Annotated in this window: 12 protein-coding genes; 8 read left to right on the top strand and 4 right to left on the bottom strand. The window is 62.9% G+C overall.

What is annotated here, in order from left to right; genetic code table 11:
• Positions 1-14: 14 nt before the first annotated feature.
• The 4 genes from OP495_RS14145 to bcsE all read right to left on the bottom strand — a co-directional run bounded on the left by OP495_RS14145 (position 15) and on the right by bcsE (position 5,675).
• A complete protein-coding gene (locus OP495_RS14145; protein WP_280570164.1) occupies positions 15-2,003 on the bottom strand; it encodes a diguanylate cyclase in 1,989 nt (662 codons plus the stop codon).
• A 251-nt stretch (positions 2,004-2,254) separates the two neighbouring features.
• A complete protein-coding gene (gene bcsG, locus OP495_RS14140; protein ID WP_280563527.1) occupies positions 2,255-3,907 on the bottom strand; it encodes a cellulose biosynthesis protein BcsG in 1,653 nt (550 codons plus the stop codon).
• The gene (locus OP495_RS14135) at positions 3,907-4,074 is read right to left on the bottom strand and encodes a hypothetical protein (RefSeq protein WP_280563528.1); all 168 of its coding nucleotides are present in this window, start codon (positions 4,072-4,074) and stop codon (positions 3,907-3,909) included. The genes bcsG and OP495_RS14135 overlap by 1 nt, the downstream gene beginning before the upstream one ends.
• Before the next feature lie 8 nt (positions 4,075-4,082).
• Positions 4,083-5,675 (bottom strand): cellulose biosynthesis protein BcsE, encoded by a 1,593-nt coding sequence (bcsE, locus tag OP495_RS14130; RefSeq protein WP_280563529.1) that lies wholly within the window; start codon positions 5,673-5,675, stop codon positions 4,083-4,085.
• Positions 5,676-5,847: 172 nt separating this feature from the next.
• Between bcsE and bcsR the strand changes: the two genes are divergently transcribed.
• The 8 genes from bcsR to OP495_RS14090 form a co-directional block, all read left to right on the top strand.
• On the top strand, positions 5,848-6,051 hold the full coding sequence (gene bcsR, locus OP495_RS14125) for a cellulose biosynthesis protein BcsR (RefSeq protein ID WP_280563530.1): 204 nt from the start codon (positions 5,848-5,850) through the stop codon (positions 6,049-6,051).
• Positions 6,048-6,776, top strand: a complete 729-nt coding sequence (gene bcsQ, locus OP495_RS14120) for a cellulose biosynthesis protein BcsQ (protein WP_280563531.1) — start codon at positions 6,048-6,050, stop codon at positions 6,774-6,776. The genes bcsR and bcsQ overlap by 4 nt, the downstream gene beginning before the upstream one ends.
• Positions 6,773-9,343, top strand: a complete 2,571-nt coding sequence (bcsA, locus tag OP495_RS14115) for a UDP-forming cellulose synthase catalytic subunit (RefSeq protein ID WP_280563532.1) — start codon at positions 6,773-6,775, stop codon at positions 9,341-9,343. The genes bcsQ and bcsA overlap by 4 nt, the downstream gene beginning before the upstream one ends.
• A gap of 31 nt (positions 9,344-9,374) precedes the next feature.
• On the top strand, positions 9,375-11,615 hold the full coding sequence (gene bcsB, locus OP495_RS14110; protein WP_280563533.1) for a cellulose biosynthesis cyclic di-GMP-binding regulatory protein BcsB: 2,241 nt from the start codon (positions 9,375-9,377) through the stop codon (positions 11,613-11,615).
• 2 nt (positions 11,616-11,617) lie between these two features.
• Positions 11,618-12,718: a cellulose synthase complex periplasmic endoglucanase BcsZ gene (gene bcsZ / locus OP495_RS14105; RefSeq protein ID WP_280563534.1), complete on the top strand. Its 1,101-nt coding sequence runs from the start codon at positions 11,618-11,620 to the stop codon at positions 12,716-12,718.
• Complete coding sequence (gene bcsC, locus OP495_RS14100) at positions 12,715-16,239, top strand: cellulose synthase complex outer membrane protein BcsC (protein WP_280563535.1); 3,525 nt, start codon at positions 12,715-12,717, stop codon at positions 16,237-16,239. The genes bcsZ and bcsC overlap by 4 nt, the downstream gene beginning before the upstream one ends.
• A gap of 395 nt (positions 16,240-16,634) precedes the next feature.
• Complete coding sequence (locus tag OP495_RS14095) at positions 16,635-16,967, top strand: hypothetical protein (protein WP_280570161.1); 333 nt, start codon at positions 16,635-16,637, stop codon at positions 16,965-16,967.
• Positions 16,951-17,272, top strand: a 322-nt coding sequence (locus tag OP495_RS14090) for a type II toxin-antitoxin system PrlF family antitoxin (RefSeq protein ID WP_280570158.1), incomplete at its 3' end; no start/stop codon positions are given. The genes OP495_RS14095 and OP495_RS14090, both read left to right, overlap by 17 nt.

The following is a 17,272-nucleotide window of genomic DNA, read 5'->3' as shown; positions in this document are numbered from 1 at the left end:
TATGAGGCGCGGCGTCATAGACAACGCGCGTCGTTCATCATGCGGTTCTTGCCCTGAGCCTTGGCGTCATAACTCGCGGCATCGGCGCGTTTCACCATCGCCTGCGCATCGGCGTCATCGACGCCCAGGCATGAAATCCCCAGACTCGCGGTGACACCGTAACGCTTGTCCTTGCACCGCACCCACAACTCGCTCACTGCATGCCGCACCTCCTCGGCGATGCGTATGGCTTGTGGGTTGCCGCAGCCGGGTAACAGGATGGCGAATTCATCGCCGCCCAGGCGCGCAAGGTGGTCGTCGCGGCGCACGCACCCTTCCAGACAGCGAGCAATCGCACGCAGCATTTCATCGCCCAGGGCATGACCGCCTTCGTCGTTGATCGGTTTGAAGCTATCCAGATCGAAGAGAATCAACGATGCCGTTTCGCCATGTTCGCGGAAATGCTGGAAAGTCTCTTCGAGGCGTCGCTCGAAACCGCGCCGATTGAGAAGCCTGGTCAGCGGATCGTGCTCGGCTTCCCAGAGCTGGCGTTTCTGCTGTGCGCGAAGATGCGTAATGTCCTTGACGAAGCCCACCACACCTTGCGGTTGCTCGCCGTTCATCACCTGGCTGGTATAAAGCTCCAGCCACATCATGCCCGCATCGCCACACTCAAAGCGCAACTGACGATACAGTCCATGGCCGCCGTTTATTGCATCGCGCCACAACGCAAACAGCACTGGGCGATCCTCGGGATGCAGACGACGCAACCAGGCGCGATGCTTGAACGACGCCGCTGACAACCCCGTCAAGGTTTCCAGAGCCGGGTTGACGTAGCGGATTCGGCCCTCGAGATCGGCCAGGAACATCGGCAATGGCGACGAACTCAACACCGCATCGAGATAGGCCTGGCGGCTGCGTCGCTCCGCGCGCTCGCGATTGCGCTCATACTCCACGCTATTGAAGGTCTGCGCGATGCGCTGCAACTCTTCCAACGAAGTATCCAGGGAAATACGCGGGATATCCCCTTGCCCCACCTGCGCGATCTGACGCGCCAGGTGCCGTAGCGGTGAAAGCTCCAGGCGCAACAGCCACCACAACATGGGCAGCATCGACAGCACCACGATCACCGCCACCCACCACTGGCGACGCACATAATCGATGATCGGTTGGCGTGTTTGACTTCGCGGCAGAAAGACACCCACCACCCAGTCCGGTTCCCAGACCTGGTGATAACTCATCAACGCCGGTTCGCCGTCATTGAGACGACCGGTACCGGTGCCCTGCCAGCCATCCAGTGCCTGATCGAGTACGGGACTCTCCAGCGTGGCAGGGACATGCTGCATGATCAGGGAACTATCGGGATGGCTGAGCACCGTGCCATCACTGGTCATCAACACCGCATAGCCCTGCTTTCCGATGCGCAGGCTGCGCAGATCGAGGAAGAAGCGCCCGTCACGCAGATTGACCACGCCGCCCAGCATGCCTTCGAAACGGCCCTGCGCATCCGTCAGCGGCACCCCCATCACCACCAGCGGTCGACTATCATAAAGTTTACTGATGATCGGGCGACCCAAGAAGGGGCGCCCTTCTTCGCGAACGAAGCGAAAATACTCACGGTCAGCCACATTCAGGCCCACGGCGCCCGGCAGCGACGGCGTGAAGCCCATGACATCTCCCTCGGCATCGACGACGAATGCCGAATCGAACAGCTCCAGCAGCGCCGTGTGGTCGCTCAAGCGCGCCTGCACGTCGTCGTCGCTATCTTCGGTCAGCGGTACATCGCCCTGCAAAGCCCCCGCTTGCGAGGAAGCAATGGTTTTAAGCGTATCGAGTCGCAACGAAATGGATTGCTGAATATCGCGCGCGATCAGCGAGGCTTCGTAATTCAGGTGCGCCCGATTGATCTCCTCGGCGAGACCGCTACCGCCACGCAGCGACACCCACAGGATGGCGATGACCAACACACTCCAGCCCACGCCGATACCGAGGACCAAACGCCCCAACAGTGTTTTGGGTAGCAATGCCTTGCATAATCGTCTCGTGCGATTTGGCCATCTTCGCATCACGTATCGCCAGGTCCATGTCATTATTTAGTGGTGGGCGACAAGCGTATCCCAGCGGCTCCAGCGAGCAAACCCCGCGCCCCTCGCTCCCCTTTGCGCGACGTTGTTTTCCTCGCATACGTGTCAGGTCCCGAGTGATTCTGTTCGACCAGCTCGCGCACGCGCGCTCGAGCCCGCTTACCCAGATTGTCGGCTGGCCCACACCCCACTCATTGCGGGTAGGGCATCCAACCATCACCCTTGAGACGCACATAGGGCACGTCCTGATAAGGCATCACTACCACCCCCTCGTTTTCGGAGATCGGCTGGGTGGTCGGTAGGTCGTCGAACAGCCCCTGCCAATCGACCTCGCGGGCGTTGAAAATATCGTCTGCCACCAATCGTGAGACCAGTTCGGAGACCGCAAGATAGCTGGTCGGCTCGCTGACATGCAGCGGTGAACCTTCGTGGGACTGAGCCATGCCGGTCAGTTTCAACCCTACCGGAACATGGGTGATGGATGGGCTGGGAATCTCACGCATACCGGAGAACTGCATCTTGTCGCCCCGCAACGCCGCACCATGTGCCGCCTGAACCAGCACCGCAACGTGACGGCCCTGCCGGTCGAGTTGCTTGAGGAAGGTCAGCACCTGGTCGAAAAGCGCTTCTAAACGCGGCTTGTAATCGGCAGCACTGCGCTGGCCGGTGTAGCGATTACCGTCATGCAGCGTAATGGTGTTGTAGAAGGTCGCACTCGGCGTATCGGCGGCGTCCCGCTCCGCCCATCGCGCGAGCACGTCGCTGTCGGAATAGATTGGCGAATCGTCGAAGGCCTTCAGCACCGGCTGTAAACCGGCCTGAGACATCTTGGGCACGTCGAGATTGCCTTCCTGCTGCAGCTCGTCGAGGTAATTGTCGAAACTGCCGTCGTGGTTGAGCATCAGCTTTTCGCCGAACCCAAGTCTGGCGAGATTCTCGAACAGGTGACACTGGGCCGGCACTTCGCCATAGATCGCCTTGTGAGGGCGTTGCCCACAACTGGCTTGGAGAAACCGAATACCTGCGGGGCCGCTATATGAGGTTGCCGAGTTGAAGTTGTCGAAGATCGCGTCGAGGTAGTCGAAAAGGGGATGATCCGTCAGCCCCACTTCGGTCATGTCGTCCCAGGACAGCGAACAGATATTGATGACCAGCAGGTCGAAGGGGGCTGCGCCTGCGGGGCGCGGCGAAAAGGTAGTCTGGCGCTTGCGCTCACTGTCATAGAAGGCAGTGAGCTTGCTATCGAGCGCCTCGTCGCTGTTCTCCTCGATGGGTGCCGGCGTTGCTACCGGCTTACTGGCAACCTTGGCCGCGCCGCTCTCGGCGACGCTTGGCGTCGTGGTCGTCGCCGGCCGCGGCGAAGAGATGACGACGGACGGTAACAAAGGTGCCACGGCCAACCAGATCAGCGCGATCACCACCGGCACCGTGACTCGTACCCAAGGGGCAATGAAGCCATAGCCCACGGCGAGAACGAAGAACACGCCAATCCACTGCCAGTCGATCACTCGCTCGGCCAGGTCCAGTAGGTAATCGGTACTTAGCGCCGCCACCTGCGAGGACTGCGCCAGCAGCCGCTCGAAGGGCGGCAGCCAGGTATCGTAATAGAACAGCGCCACGCTGATGGGAATAGCGACGACATGACGCAATCGATGCAGCCACAGCGGCGGCAGTGGCATCAACAGAAAAGCGGCAAACACCAGGTTCGCCAGCACGTCGAATCCGATCGCTCCGCGCCAGTAGAGCACCAGCTTGATGATGAAATACAGATTCCACGCCCCCAAGCCGCGCCATGCACTAACACGTCCCGGAGCCTCGAGCAACGAGGTTTCGATGCGACTCATTAGTCAGATACATCCTTGTCCACCGTCCGGCGCCGACGCACGCCGAGACGAACCAGATAACGCGGCCGCCGATTGAGGATGCGCCGCCCCCAATGCCATATCGATCGCCCTCCCAGTCCCGCAAGCAGCCCCGCGAGTAGGCCCACCAATCCGAGCAGTAATGCCATGTCCTGGTTCATGTCGCGCCCTCAGCCTGTGATATCAATGCCAGCGACACTGCACGTGGTGCCAACGGCGCTGCTCCCGACAGAGTCTGGTCGGAAACCGGGTGTGCTTTGTCATTCAGTTCGGCAGGCGCCTGAGTCTGCGAGTCCCAGCCCTGGTCGACCATCTGACGTTGTTCCAGAGCTATGGTCTCTCGCTGGTCGAAGACCTGACGACTGGAGAACAATGCACTGTCGGCGACTCCGAACAGCCGCGTCAGGGCAATGTCGAGATCAGTCAGACGGCAGCCGAACAGGAACAGATATAAGCGAGACTCGATGAGCGTGACCATGTCACCCTGTCGCGTGAGTCGGCACTGGGCCAGTGCCTGAGTCGCGGACAAGCCACCGGCCGGCCGTAATACTACCAACAGACTCGACACCGACTCGGCCGAGTCCCCCGCCAGCCAATCCTCGATCTGCTCGACGAACACAGCCGGCGAAACCACGCCGCCAGTCGGCAACGGCCGAAGCGCGGCGAGCACCGCAGTAAAATCGTGATCGATAGCCCGCACGAAGCGCTGCCCCTGGATACCGTCGATACGGCTCAGGAAACGTGCGAACGATATGTTGTGGCCGACCACCAGATTGACGCCGCTGAGGGCCAATAGACGCTCGTCGCGATAGCGCAGGCAAGGGACCATCTCGCGAACCACCAACTTGATGGTGCCGCCGCGTTGCAGGCGTAGGCGATGCATCTGGCTCGCCACCATTTCGACCTGCCCGGCACGCTCCAGTGCCAGGATCACCGTCGCCGCCTGGGCGTCGACCGCCCGCGCGACCACCTCGTGCGGATCGTCGAAGGCCTGCCAGTGCTCGCTAGGCAATGTGGCCTCCTCAAGCGCCGCTCGCTGCACGAAGTAGATATGTTCATCGCCGCCACCGACGGTCTCATGCCTGGCCACCTGTAGCAGCCGCCAACCAATACCCTGCGCCGCCAGACTCATATCTTGGCCACCGCAGGCACGCAGGTCGCTGCGCCAGTGCACCACCAGGTAACGCGCCGTCTCGCCCACAGGCTGGAGATGCGCCAAGCCATCGAGTACGTCGTTATGCGGCTGCAGGCGGCCACGCAGGGCCAGGCTACGCAACCCATGCACGAGCAGCACCAGGCAGACCTCGCGTTTGCGGCACCAGCTCTGCCAACGCTGCAGCCACGCTGCCAGCGGCGCCTCCTGTAGCGACGCGAGAGCGCTCGCCGGCAACTTGACCATAACCAGCCGCGGGCCATGACGACGCCGCCAGCGGCGATCCAACTCGTCAGACAGGCTAGTCAGAGCAACGCGCGGCGCGCTGTCGGAGAGCGACCACAGCGTCAGCCGGCCCGGACCGCGTGCCGGATCTTCCAGGCCTGGGGGCTGCCGTCCATCGTCTCCCATAACGATCCAGTCGGCCCGGTCGTCGGCCTCGAGGCCGGCCAATAGTCCTGCGGCCAAACGCTGTAGATGGGTTTCGCGATCGGCGAGCAGCACGTACTGCCCCGGACAGCGAAGTACCGAAAGTTCCGAGCACAGCCCCGCGACATCCAATGAGAAGTGGCGTCGCCGGTCAGTCGGCGGCGTCATTGCATCCCCTCGCACTTCATCAGCGCAACATTCCTTGGCAAAATGGTGACAATATGATGAATTTATGTAAAAAGACAGTATCTAACAGTCACTATACTGCCAATAACGTACTTCAAAAACAGGTCGATGTGCCCAACACATACCTCTTGGCCACAGGAATAGCTGCAGTCAAATGTCGATTCCAGATCACACTTCCACTCGTCATCTCGTTACTGCTCCCGCACACGACGATGATGTCCGCACCCTGATCGACAATGCCGGACTCGGCGACTTTCCCTATCGCAACATTCATCAGCAGGAACGTCTCGCCACTAACCTCGAGCGTTGGCCGCTGTTGAGCGAGCTGGCCAACGCCGGCTCGGAGATCGACGCGTGAACGTGCTTGCCCTGCAGGGGCTGCGCGGCGGCACGGGGTCCACTTCCCTGCTCGCCGCGCTGGCCGAAGCGCTCACCCAGGCGGGGCTTAACGTATTGTGCATCGATCTCGATCCACGCAATCAGTTGCGCCTGCACTTCAACCACCCATGGCGAAACAACAACGGCTGGGCGACCGCCGAGGCGGCGGGAGCTGTCTGGCACGAGATGGCCTTTGCCCTCGGTGAACGTCTGACGTTTTTGCCCTATGGGCAAGGCGCGGAAGTCATCGAAGCCCGGGAACGTGACCGGCTGGGAACATTCTCGCTCTGGGGCCATCGGTTGGCCGAGCTGGACCCGCATCGTTACGACTGGGTACTGGTCGATGTACCGTCCGCCTGTTCGGTGCATCAGCAAGAGATGCGCCGTCTGGCTCCAACCTGGCTGACCGTGACCCACTGCGACGCCGCTTGCCATGCCCTGCTCGCCAGTCGTGAGCCGGACGACAATGAGTACTTGCTGGTCAACCGTTTCACGCCGCGCAGCTTGTTGCAGAACGACTTGCTGGCGGCTTGGCAGCATCAATATGCCGACTGGCTAGTACCCTGCACGATCCACCAGGATGAAGCGATGTTCGAAGCGCTGGCCCACAAGCGCAGCGTGGTCGGTCACCGCAGCGACAGTCTGGCGGCGCGTGACGTACAGCGCCTGGCCGCCTGGCTGCTGGCACGCGGAGCGATGGGATGAGTCTGCTGCTCAAGCCGCTAGCTCTCGACGGACTGCGTCACCATTATCACGACTTGCGTCAACGCCGGCGCGCCGGGCCGGTTACCGCCCTGCTCTACTGTACGCTGTGGTTGCTGGGCTGGGCGCTGTTGCGTTTTGAAGGGCCGGCCTGGCAACGGCTACTGCTGCGCCTGGCACCGACCTTGCGTCATCTTCAGCGGCGTCGTCCGGGTATCGCTGACCCACTGCGCTATCTGATCCAGACCCTGTGGCTGATACTGCTGCATCCGCGACGTCAAAGCTCAAACAGACGCCCAACCCCCCAAAAGCATGACGCCACGCCGCAATACGCCGAGACGCGCCGCCGACATGCGCTACCAGCCCTGTCCGCCTGGCGACGACGCCTCGCCAGCCTGACGCAGCGCGTCGATATCAGATCACGCGACCCTATTCCGGCCACCATTCACGCCACTTGGCCATTATGGACCATGGGCTCGCTGGCCGGTCTGATGATGGCACTGGTCATTACCCAACCCTTTACGCTGGGCGCCCAAGCGATTTTTGCGGCGTTGCTGGCAGGTATCGCCCTGCTGATACAGCGCGTTCCGGGACGCCTGACGACGCTGACCCTGATTGTGCTCTCGGTGACGGTATCGTGCCGTTACCTGTGGTGGCGCTATACTTCGACACTCAATTGGAACGATCCACTCGACGTCACCTGTGGCCTGTTGCTGCTCTGCGCCGAGACTTATACCTGGCTGACCTTGCTGCTCGGCTATGTGCAGACGATCTGGCCGCTCAATCGATCACCAGCCCCGCTGCCCGACGACCTGTCACGATGGCCGACCGTCGATCTGATGATTCCCACTTACGACGAATCGCTGGGCGTGGTGCGACCCACGGTGCTGGCCGCGCTGGGTATCGACTGGCCGCACGACAAGCTACGCGTCCACCTGCTCGACGACGGTCGCCGCCCGGCATTCCGGCAATTCGCCGAGTCGGTGGGCATCGGCTACATTACCCGCGACGACAATCGTCACGCCAAGGCAGGCAACCTGAACCATGCGCTGACCGTCACCGACGCCGAGTGCGTGGCGATCTTCGACTGCGACCACGTCCCTCAGCGCTCGTTCCTACAGATGACCGTGGGCTGGTTGCTCAAGGACCCTCGGCTGGGCCTGATCCAGACCCCACACCACTTCTTTTCGCCCGACCCCTTCGAACGCAACCTGGACCGCTTTCGGCGCATGCCCAACGAGAACACGCTGTTCTATGGCCTGATACAGGACGGCAACGATCTGTGGAACGCCAGCTTCTTCTGCGGTTCGTGCGCCGTGCTGCGCCGCACGGCGCTCGAGGCGATCGGCGGCTTCGCCGTGGATACTGTTACCGAGGACGCTCACACATCGCTGCGTCTGCACCGGCATGGTTTTACCTCAGCCTATCTGCGCCTGCCCCAGGCGGCGGGCCTGGCCACCGAGAGCCTATCGGCACACATCGGTCAGCGCATTCGCTGGGCGCGCGGCATGGCCCAGATTTTCCGTCTCGACAACCCGCTCACAGGACCCGGTCTGAACCTGGCCCAGCGGTTTTGCTATCTCAATGCCATGCTGCACTTCCTGGCCGGCGTGCCTCGATTGATCTTCCTCACGGCACCGCTGGCCTTTCTACTGCTACACGCCTACATCATCTACGCGCCGGCGGTGGCCATCCTGCTCTACGTGGTCCCGCACATGCTGCACTCCGGCATCACCAACTCACGCATCCAGGGCCGCTATCGACACAGCTTTTGGAATGAAGTCTACGAGGCGGTACTCGCCTGGTACATTGCCCGTCCAACAACAGCGGCACTGCTCAATCCACGCAAGGGCAAGTTCAACGTTACGGCCAAGGGCGGGCTGATCGGCGAGAACTACTTCGATTGGACCATATCGCGCCCTTATCTGCTGCTCATCACCCTCAATGTGACCGGGGTGGTGGCCGCCGCCTGGCGTCTCTACACGGGCCCATTCGACGAGTTACCCACCGTGCTGGTCAGTCTGGCCTGGACGCTCTACAACCTGATCATTCTCGGCGGCGCCGTGGCCGTGGCCGCCGAGGCGCGGCAGGTACGTCGCCGCCATCGCGTCGAGGTGGCCCTACCCGCAGCTCTCGAGCTCGCCGATGGCCACACCTATCCTTGCACCCTGCACGACTACGCCGAGGGCGGGGTCGGCCTGAGCCTGCCCTGCGCCGGGCTGCTGACCATCGGCCAAAAAGTGTCATTGCTGCTGTCTCGCGGGACTCGCGAACAGGCATTCGAGGCTCGCGTGATCAACGTCAATGGTGCTCGCACCGGCCTTGAACTGGAAACAATGTCGTTCCCCGAACACCTCGACTATATCCAGTCCACCTTCGCCCGGGCCGATACTTGGACGCTGTGGCGGGACAGTGTTCCCGAGGATCGCCCCATGCAGAGCTTCACCGACATCCTCTCGCTCGGCATGGAAGGCTACCGGCGTCTGTTGCTGCACGCCCCACTGAGGCTGCGCGCGCCACTTACCTGGCTGGGCTCGTTCGTGCCGCGCCGCGAGATACGGCAGGCCTGAGCATTATCAACTGATAAAGGATCGCGTTTAGATGAGCATACGTTGGCTTGTATCGTTACCACTATTGATCATGCTGACCGGCTGGATTCAGGCAAGCGTTGCGGCGACTGCCACGACGACGTCCGACGACGTTGAGCCGCCGATCACGCACCGCAACCTACCACTGTCCCAGTTGACCCAAGGCCCGATCGAGTTGACCGGCCTGGAGGCAACGCAGCGCATCGACTTCGGTGTACGCAGCGATCGATTGGTCACTCGTGCCGTACTTGACCTGCACTATACGCCGTCGCCGGCCTTGCTCGACGACGTTTCCCAGCTCAAGGTCTACCTCAACGACGACGTGGTCGGTGTAGTCAGCATCGAGCCCGACAATGGCAAGCCGCAGCATGCCCGAGTATCGCTCGACTCGCGACTGATTCGAGACTATAACCGCCTGCGCCTGTCGCTGGTCGGCCATTACAAGAACATCTGCGAGAACCCGGTGCACACCAGCATCTGGCTGGACATTGGCGATACCAGCCACCTCGAACTCACCGAACAGGCGCTGCCGTTGGCCAACTCGCTGGAGCGCCTGCCCAAGCCGTTTTTCGATGCGCGCGACGACAATGCCCTGGATCTGCCGTTCGTGCTGCCCGAGTCTCCCGACCTCGCCATGCAGCGCGCCGGCGGCATCGTTGCCTCGTGGTTCGGCAGCCTTGCCGACTGGCGCGGCCAGCATTTCCCGGTGACCTTCGAGCTGCCGCCGCGTCAGCATGCCGTGGTGCTGGCTACCAATGATGCTCGGCCGAATTTTCTCGCCGACTATCCGCCGGTCGACGGCCCGACCATCGAGGTCATCAGTCACCCCGAGACCCCCTACGCCAAGCTGCTACTGATCCTCGGCCGCAACGACGACGATCTGGTCAAGGCGGCCCGCGCTCTGGCGCTGGGAGACGTGCTGCTGCGCGGCCAGAGCGCCCAGATCGACGAGATCGACCCGCTCAAGCCGCGCCAGCCCTACGACGCCCCGAAATGGGTGCCCACCAACCGTCCAGTGAGCTTCGATGAACTGGTCGAATATCCCGATCAACTACAGGTCGAAGGCGAGAAACTGGATCCGATAGAGACCACTCTGCGCATACCGCCCGATCTGTTCGTCTGGGAGGGCGACCTGGTCGATCTCGAACTCGGCTACCGCTACACGCCACCAGCCACCGAGAAGGGGTCACGGCTCGACGTTTCTATCAACGGCGGGTTCCTACGCTCGTTCCCGCTCAGCCAGGAGGGCAGCGGCAACCCGGACGGCCTCGAGGTGCCGATCCTTCAGAACTGGCTTGGCAGCGACAGCAAGGTCGCCATTCCGGCACTGCGACTGGGCGCCATCAATCGCCTGAGCTTCGCCTTCAACTACACCAACCGCGTCGGTGACGGCGAATCCAACAAGTGCATCACCATCAACCGGGTGCCCAATCGTGCCACCATCGATAAGTCCTCGACCCTCGATTTCTCGGGTTACTCGCACTATCTGAAGATGCCTGCGCTAAGCACCTTCGCCACGGCAAGCTTCCCCTTCAGCCGGCTCGCCGACCTGTCCCAGACATTGGTGGTGATGCCGCCTTCACCGTCCGCCGAACAGTTCTCCTCTCTATTCGACACGCTCGGCCGCATCGGCGCACAGACCGGCTACCCCGGTGTCGCCATGCGGCTGACCGACGACTGGCAGCAGGCTAGTGAGGTCGATGCCGATATCCTCGCCTTCGGTTCGCTACCCGAGTCGCTGAAAAAGCGCCAGCCGGTGATGGCGCTGGGGCCGGAAGCCAACAGTCGCCTGCGCTTGGCCAGTCGCGACGCCGAGATCAAGGCGCAACACGATAAACTCGATGACAGCGCCGTTCCCGCTGATCGCCAGGTGGCGGTCAGTGCCCATGGGCCGCTTGCCGCCTTGCTCGAGATGCAGTCACCGTTCTACGACCAGCGCAGCGTGGTCGCCCTTCTCGCTGCCAAGCCCGCCGGGCAGCGGCTACTCAACCGCACCTTGACCAAGCCGTCGGCGCTCGACCAGATCAGTGGTTCGGTGGCAGTAATTCGCGACAGTGGCATTACCAGCAACGCTGTCGGCGAGCGCTATTATGTCGGCCACTTGCCATGGACCACCTGGCTGCGCTACCAGCTCTCGCGGCACCCTTGGCTAATAGCCGCCACCGCCGGACTCGCGGTACTAATCGTCGCTTTCCTGCTGTGGCGGATCCTGCGTCGACTCAGCGCACGGCGGCTACGCGACGACGAGGAGTGAGCATGCTGTTTTCCGGACTTCTTCTAGGACTGGTTCTGTTCACGGATGTCGCCGTCGCGGACGACGTCCAATGGCCGGCCTGGGAACGTTTTCGTGACACCCTGATCAGCGACAATGGGCGCGTCATCGACCGCTCCGACCCACGCCACATCACCACCTCCGAGGGCCAAAGCTACGCACTGTTCTTCTCCTTGGTCGCCGACGACCGAGACACCTTCCAGCAGCTGCTTGACTGGACCCAGAACAACCTGGCTAAGGGCGATCTCGGAGTCATCCTGCCGAGCTGGCTGTGGGGGCGCCGGGAAAATGGCGACTGGAACGTGCTCGACGCCAACAGCGCCGCAGATGCCGATCTGTGGCTTGCCTATACGCTGCTCGAGGCCGGTAGGTTGTGGCAGCGTCGCGACTATCGCGTACTCGGTATCCGCCTGGCTGCACGCATCGCCGACGCCGAGGTAACCACATTGCCCGGTTTCGGCAAACTGCTACTACCCGGTCGAGAGGGCTTCGTCGCCGACGATGCATGGCGCATCAATCCCAGCTACCTGCCGCCACAGCTGCTGACACGCCTGAGCGAGCTGGGCGCCCCCTGGCCCGAGGTGGCGGCTAATGCGCCACGACTGTTGATCAACAGTTCCCCCCTGGGTCTGGCCCCCGACTGGACACAGTGGTCCCCCGGCAGCGCCTGGAATCCCGACCCCAAGCACGGCAGCCAGGGCGACTACGACGCGATCCGCGTCTACCTGTGGTTGGGCATGCTCGCCGACGGCGCCGATCGGCGCCAAGCTTTGCTGAAGCATTTCGCGCCGATGCGTGAAATCGTCCGCCGCCACGGTGTTCCCGAGCGGGTCGATGCCCTGAGCGGCGAGGCAGCGGGACACGGCAACGTGGGCTTCTCGGCCGCTCTGCTCCCGTTCCTGGTGGCCTCGTCGAACGCTGAGGCGCCACTGGCCGAGGCACAGCGTCAGCGCCTGGCTGCCGACCCGCCGGCAACCAACGCCTATTACTCGCAAACTCTGATGCTGTTCGGTCGCGGCTGGGACGAGGGGCGTTATCGGTTTGCCGCAGATGGCCGTTTGGAGCCGGCATGGGAGTCGCCATGAACCTGACACGTCACTTCGGCTTGCTGTCCGTCTGCGTGTTGCTGGCCAGCGTGGCACCACCATCATTCGCCGCCTCGGCGCCCGAGCAGACAACAACGTCGCGACCTGACGTCCGCCAGGCCGTCTCGCCGCGCGACGGGTTGCTGCAGCGAGTACGCCTCGGCGAGGCTCGCCAGGACGAGTCGCTGGTCGACGAGGCGCTCGACAAGTTAGAGGCCATCGCCCCCGACAGCCCCAAGGTGCTCGAAGCCCGGGTACGCCGCGCACTGCGCGACGGTGACCACCAGCGCGCCACTCAACTCGTTCAGCGACTCGCCGAACTGGCGCCCGACAGTCGTGCGTACCGCTTGGCGCGGCTCAATTTATCGCTGACCCAACCAGAAAAGCGCCAGACCCTGAGCCAAGCCCGGCTGCTGGCCACCACCGGGCATCTCGAAAAGGCCAAGAAGAGCTACGACAAGCTGTTCGCCGATGGCCTGCCGACGCTGCCCCTGGCGCTGGAATACTGGCAGCTCGTCGCCCGACTACCCGATGGCCAGTCACGCGCGATTCATCAGCTCGATGCGCTCGACAAGCGCTACCCCCAAAGTCCCGAGCTAGGGTTTGCCCTGGCCCAGTTGCAGCTCGACGCAGGACGCGACGAGGCCGCCTTCGATCGGTTGGCTCAACTCGCCAGGCTGCCGGGCACCCGCCAGACGAGTGCGCGCATCTGGCTGGATGCGCTGCGAGGCCGGCCGGCAACTCAGGCCAGCGTCACCGCTTGGCGACACTTCCTTGACGTCTTCGGGGACACCGACTATGCCGACGAAGCGCGACAAGCCCTGTCACATCAGCGCCAGTTACTCGCCAACCCCGCCTATCAGGCCCGCCAACGCGGCCTGGCGCACTTCTCCGAGGCGCAAGGCGTCAGCGGTGAAGCCGATATAGAACACGCCCTGAAGGCCTATCCCGATGACGCCGAACTGCTTAGTGCGCTGGGCATCATTCGCCTGCGCCAAGGCCGCCACGAACAGGCACTGGCGCTTTTCCAGCGCGCCCGGGCCAACGACAAGAGTGGCTTCAGCGGCGACAAGTGGCAGACTCTGATCGACACCGCCCGGTACTGGACGCAGGTGCGTCGCGGCGATTCAGCGCTGACTGACGGCCACCTCCGACACGCCGAACAGAACTACCGCCAGGCCGCACGTCTGCAGCCCGACTCGCCCGATGCCTGGCTGGGGCTTGGCGACGTCGCTCGGCGCCGTGGCGACACGCTCTCCGCTGAACAGGCCTACCAACATGCACGGCGTATTTCCGGCGACGACAACCGGGCACTGGAACGCCTGACCGCGCTGTATACCGAGCGATCTCCGCAGCGCGCGCTCGACTTCATCGCCACGCTATCCTCTGCTCAGCAACACGCGCTCGCCGACACCCGCCGACAACTGCGCGTCGCCCAGCTCAGCGCCGATGGCCAGCGCTTCGCCGATGCCGGGCAATGGCCCCAGGCCGCCGAACGCTATACTGCCGCCCGAGCGTTGACCCCCACCGACGTCTGGCTGACCTACTCGCTGGCCCAGGCCCTGCTCCAGGCCGGTCACCCGTCGCAGGCCGATGCCGCTCTCGCCGATCTGCTGAGACGCCTCGGCGACCTCGACGATCCCGCAGCACGCGCCCAGGGCCACTATGCTCAGGCACTGTATCTTGCCAGTGATGACCGCGACCAAGCTGCCCTCAAAAGCCTGGGGCAAATCCCCGCCGCCCAGCGCGACGCTGACATGCGTGCACTTGCCACACGTCTCGAGCGCCGCCAACTGCTGGCACGGGCTTCGTCACTGCGTGCCGATGGCGACCCTGCAACGGCGCGCGCCCTGCTCGAGGCCCAGCCGGCAAACGCCGAGATCAGCCTACAACTCGGCGACTGGGCATTGGCCGATGGCCAGTCGGATGCCGCCGAACGGCACTATCAGCGTGCTCTGAAGCTGGAGCCAGATAACCTTCAGGCACATCTGGGGCTCGCTGAGGCCACTCTAGCCAGTGGTGATAAGACCCGGGCTCGCCTGCTTCTCAGCCGCCTCGAACTGCCGACCGATGCCATAGCCGCCCGCCGTCGTGCCGCCAATACTTGGCTGCAGATGGGAGACACGACTCGTGCCGAGGCCTTGGTCGCCGCGACACTTGCGCAACCGGCTGCCACCGAAGATGCTCAGACCTGGCGCGACGCGGCGCGCATCGCACGTGCCGATGATCATCCTCAAAAGGCTCTGGGCCGCTATCGCCACGGCATGGTCGCCGCCGGCATCGCCGACTCCGCAGCGCTCACCGACGACGCTGAATTCACCCGCGCCACCCGCAGCCGAACCGATGACGACTGGTTGACCGGTAGCCTGCGCAGTGAATCGGCAACGCTTTACCAGTCGCTCGACACCCGAGTCCGGGCAGCACGACAGGTCGACAACGACAGCGGCACCGACGGCGTCTCGTCGCTGACGACCACGACCGACATGTTCGAGGTCAATACGCCGATCAACGGCGGACGCGGCTTCCTGAGGCTCGACCGTGTCAGTCTCGACGCCGGACGCCTCACGCGCGATGCCGATGGCCTGACCCGTGAGACTTTCGGCACCTGTGCGGTAGTCGGCTGCACTGGTGACTTACACCAGCAAGACAACGGCGTCAGCATTGGCCTGGGTTGGTACGACGAGACCTGGCGGATGGACATCGGCACGACACCGCTGGGTTTCGCGGTCGAGGACTGGACCGGCGGTGTGCAGTATTCAGGGGATGCCGGGCCACTGTGGCTGACCGTCACGATGTCACGGCGCGCGCTCGACGATTCGCTGCTGGCCTTCGCCGGTGCCAGGGACCCGCGCAGCGGAACGACCTGGGGCGGCATCCGGGCCACCGGCGCATCGCTGGGGCTGGGCTATGACCAGGGCGGACCCAACGGCGTGTGGTCTAACCTCGGAGTGCACCATCTCGACGGCAAGAACGTCCCCGACAATACCCGGGTACAACTGATGGGCGGGGTTTACCACAAATTGGTCAACAATGAGCACCGCCGCCTCAGCGTCGGCATCAGCAGCCTGGCAATGCACTACCGCCGCGAACTCGGCGGTTATTCGCTGGGTCAAGGAGGCTACTACAGCCCGCAGCGCTACTTCTCGCTGTCGCTGCCGGTGAGCTATACCCAACGCACCGGCGACTGGTCATGGCAGCTCGACGCGGCGGTCTCGCAGTCGTGTACCGACAGCGACGACAGTGCACGCTACCCGCTGGGCGGCGCCGAGGTGGCCGGATTGCCCGATGCCAGCGCCACCCTTGGCGGCGGCAGCGGCGGCGGTTTCGGTTTCTCGCTGAGTGGACGTCTCGAGCGTCGTCTCGCCGATCACTGGATCGCCGGGCTCGCCGTCGGTTTGCAACAGGCCGAGGACTACGCGCCCAATAGCTTCAACCTGTCGCTGCGCTACAGTTTCGGTGCCTGGCAAGGCGATCTGGCGATGCCGCCCGACGTGCTCAAGCCCTATGCCAGCTTCGACTAGTCCCACCTGTGTCGCAGGATCGTATTCGGATGCTATTTGAATTCCAGAGTTCCACCCCGAAGTACAAGCATAGAGGGCAGCAACAGAACGTTGCCGCCTTGAATCGCACGAGATGATCTCATGTCGGGTCCCTGGTAATCACATCGCGAGCATCCATCGGGCTTCCGGAATCGCGCGTGCTCAAGCATGCCGACACGCTCAAGCCGCTCGCGTATATCGAAAGGGATGTCGACCTCATGACGGCTCACCGCGCAATTCGGGCATAGCTGTTGCGCCAAATTTTCGGGTTCTTCGCAGATTAGCGTGAAACAGACAGGATAGAGAGACGGCGGTAAATCCGGATAAGCTGATGTTCACCACAAACCTCAGCCCCTCACCTGGATACCGCCGCCGCCATGAATGCTAGCGCCTGGGACCTGTTCTGGAAAGGCTTCACCGTCGCCCACCATGAGTTTCTGGATACCCAAACGCTGTGGCTCCAGTTGGAGCCCGATGACCGAATCCCGCCGGTCTGCAGCAGCTGCGATCACGCCTGCTTCCTCATCCATGATGTGCACCACCGGCGTGTCCAAGAGACCCCGCTACTGATTTGTCGTGCTGGAGATGCCGGTGAGACGCCTGCGCTGCCCTGTCTATGGACCAACACGCGAGCGGATCGACTGGCTGCCGGTTCTCCGCACTCCTTGCATTGCCATCGAGTGGAGGCCCGTCATGAACACGGCCATTGAGGATGATTCCACCCTCACGGATCGCTACCAGACGACCGTGCCGGCATCGGTTCGACGCGCACTGAATCTGAAGCGTCGCGACCGGCTTCACTATACGGTTCGATCCAATGGAGAAGTCGTGCTCTCACGTGCCGATGATGAGCCCAGCCAAGACCCTGTGGTGGCTAGCTTTCTGGCGTTTCTGGAGCGCGATCTACAGGCGCATCCGGAAAACATTCGTCCCGCCACCACCAGCGCCTTTGCGCAGCAAGCACGACGCTTATGCTGTCTTCCGCAAGATGCACAACTAGGATATCGTCAGTTTC

This window comes from Chromohalobacter sp. 296-RDG (assembly GCF_029889885.1).
In the GTDB taxonomy this organism is placed as follows: Bacteria; Pseudomonadota; Gammaproteobacteria; order Pseudomonadales; family Halomonadaceae; genus Chromohalobacter.
This window is presented reverse-complemented; position numbering and strand designations above follow the sequence as displayed.

Coding starts and splice junctions, on each gene's coding strand:
- bcsG (WP_280563527.1), bottom strand. CDS start 3,907: ATGAGTCGCATCGAAACCTCGTTGCTCGAGGCTCCGGGACGTGTTAGT.
- OP495_RS14135 (WP_280563528.1), bottom strand. CDS start 4,074: ATGGCATTACTGCTCGGATTGGTGGGCCTACTCGCGGGGCTGCTTGCG.
- bcsE (WP_280563529.1), bottom strand. CDS start 5,675: ATGACGCCGCCGACTGACCGGCGACGCCACTTCTCATTGGATGTCGCG.
- bcsR (WP_280563530.1), top strand. CDS start 5,848: ATGTCGATTCCAGATCACACTTCCACTCGTCATCTCGTTACTGCTCCC.
- bcsA (WP_280563532.1), top strand. CDS start 6,773: ATGAGTCTGCTGCTCAAGCCGCTAGCTCTCGACGGACTGCGTCACCAT.
- bcsB (WP_280563533.1), top strand. CDS start 9,375: ATGAGCATACGTTGGCTTGTATCGTTACCACTATTGATCATGCTGACC.
- bcsZ (WP_280563534.1), top strand. CDS start 11,618: ATGCTGTTTTCCGGACTTCTTCTAGGACTGGTTCTGTTCACGGATGTC.
- bcsC (WP_280563535.1), top strand. CDS start 12,715: ATGAACCTGACACGTCACTTCGGCTTGCTGTCCGTCTGCGTGTTGCTG.
- OP495_RS14095 (WP_280570161.1), top strand. CDS start 16,635: ATGAATGCTAGCGCCTGGGACCTGTTCTGGAAAGGCTTCACCGTCGCC.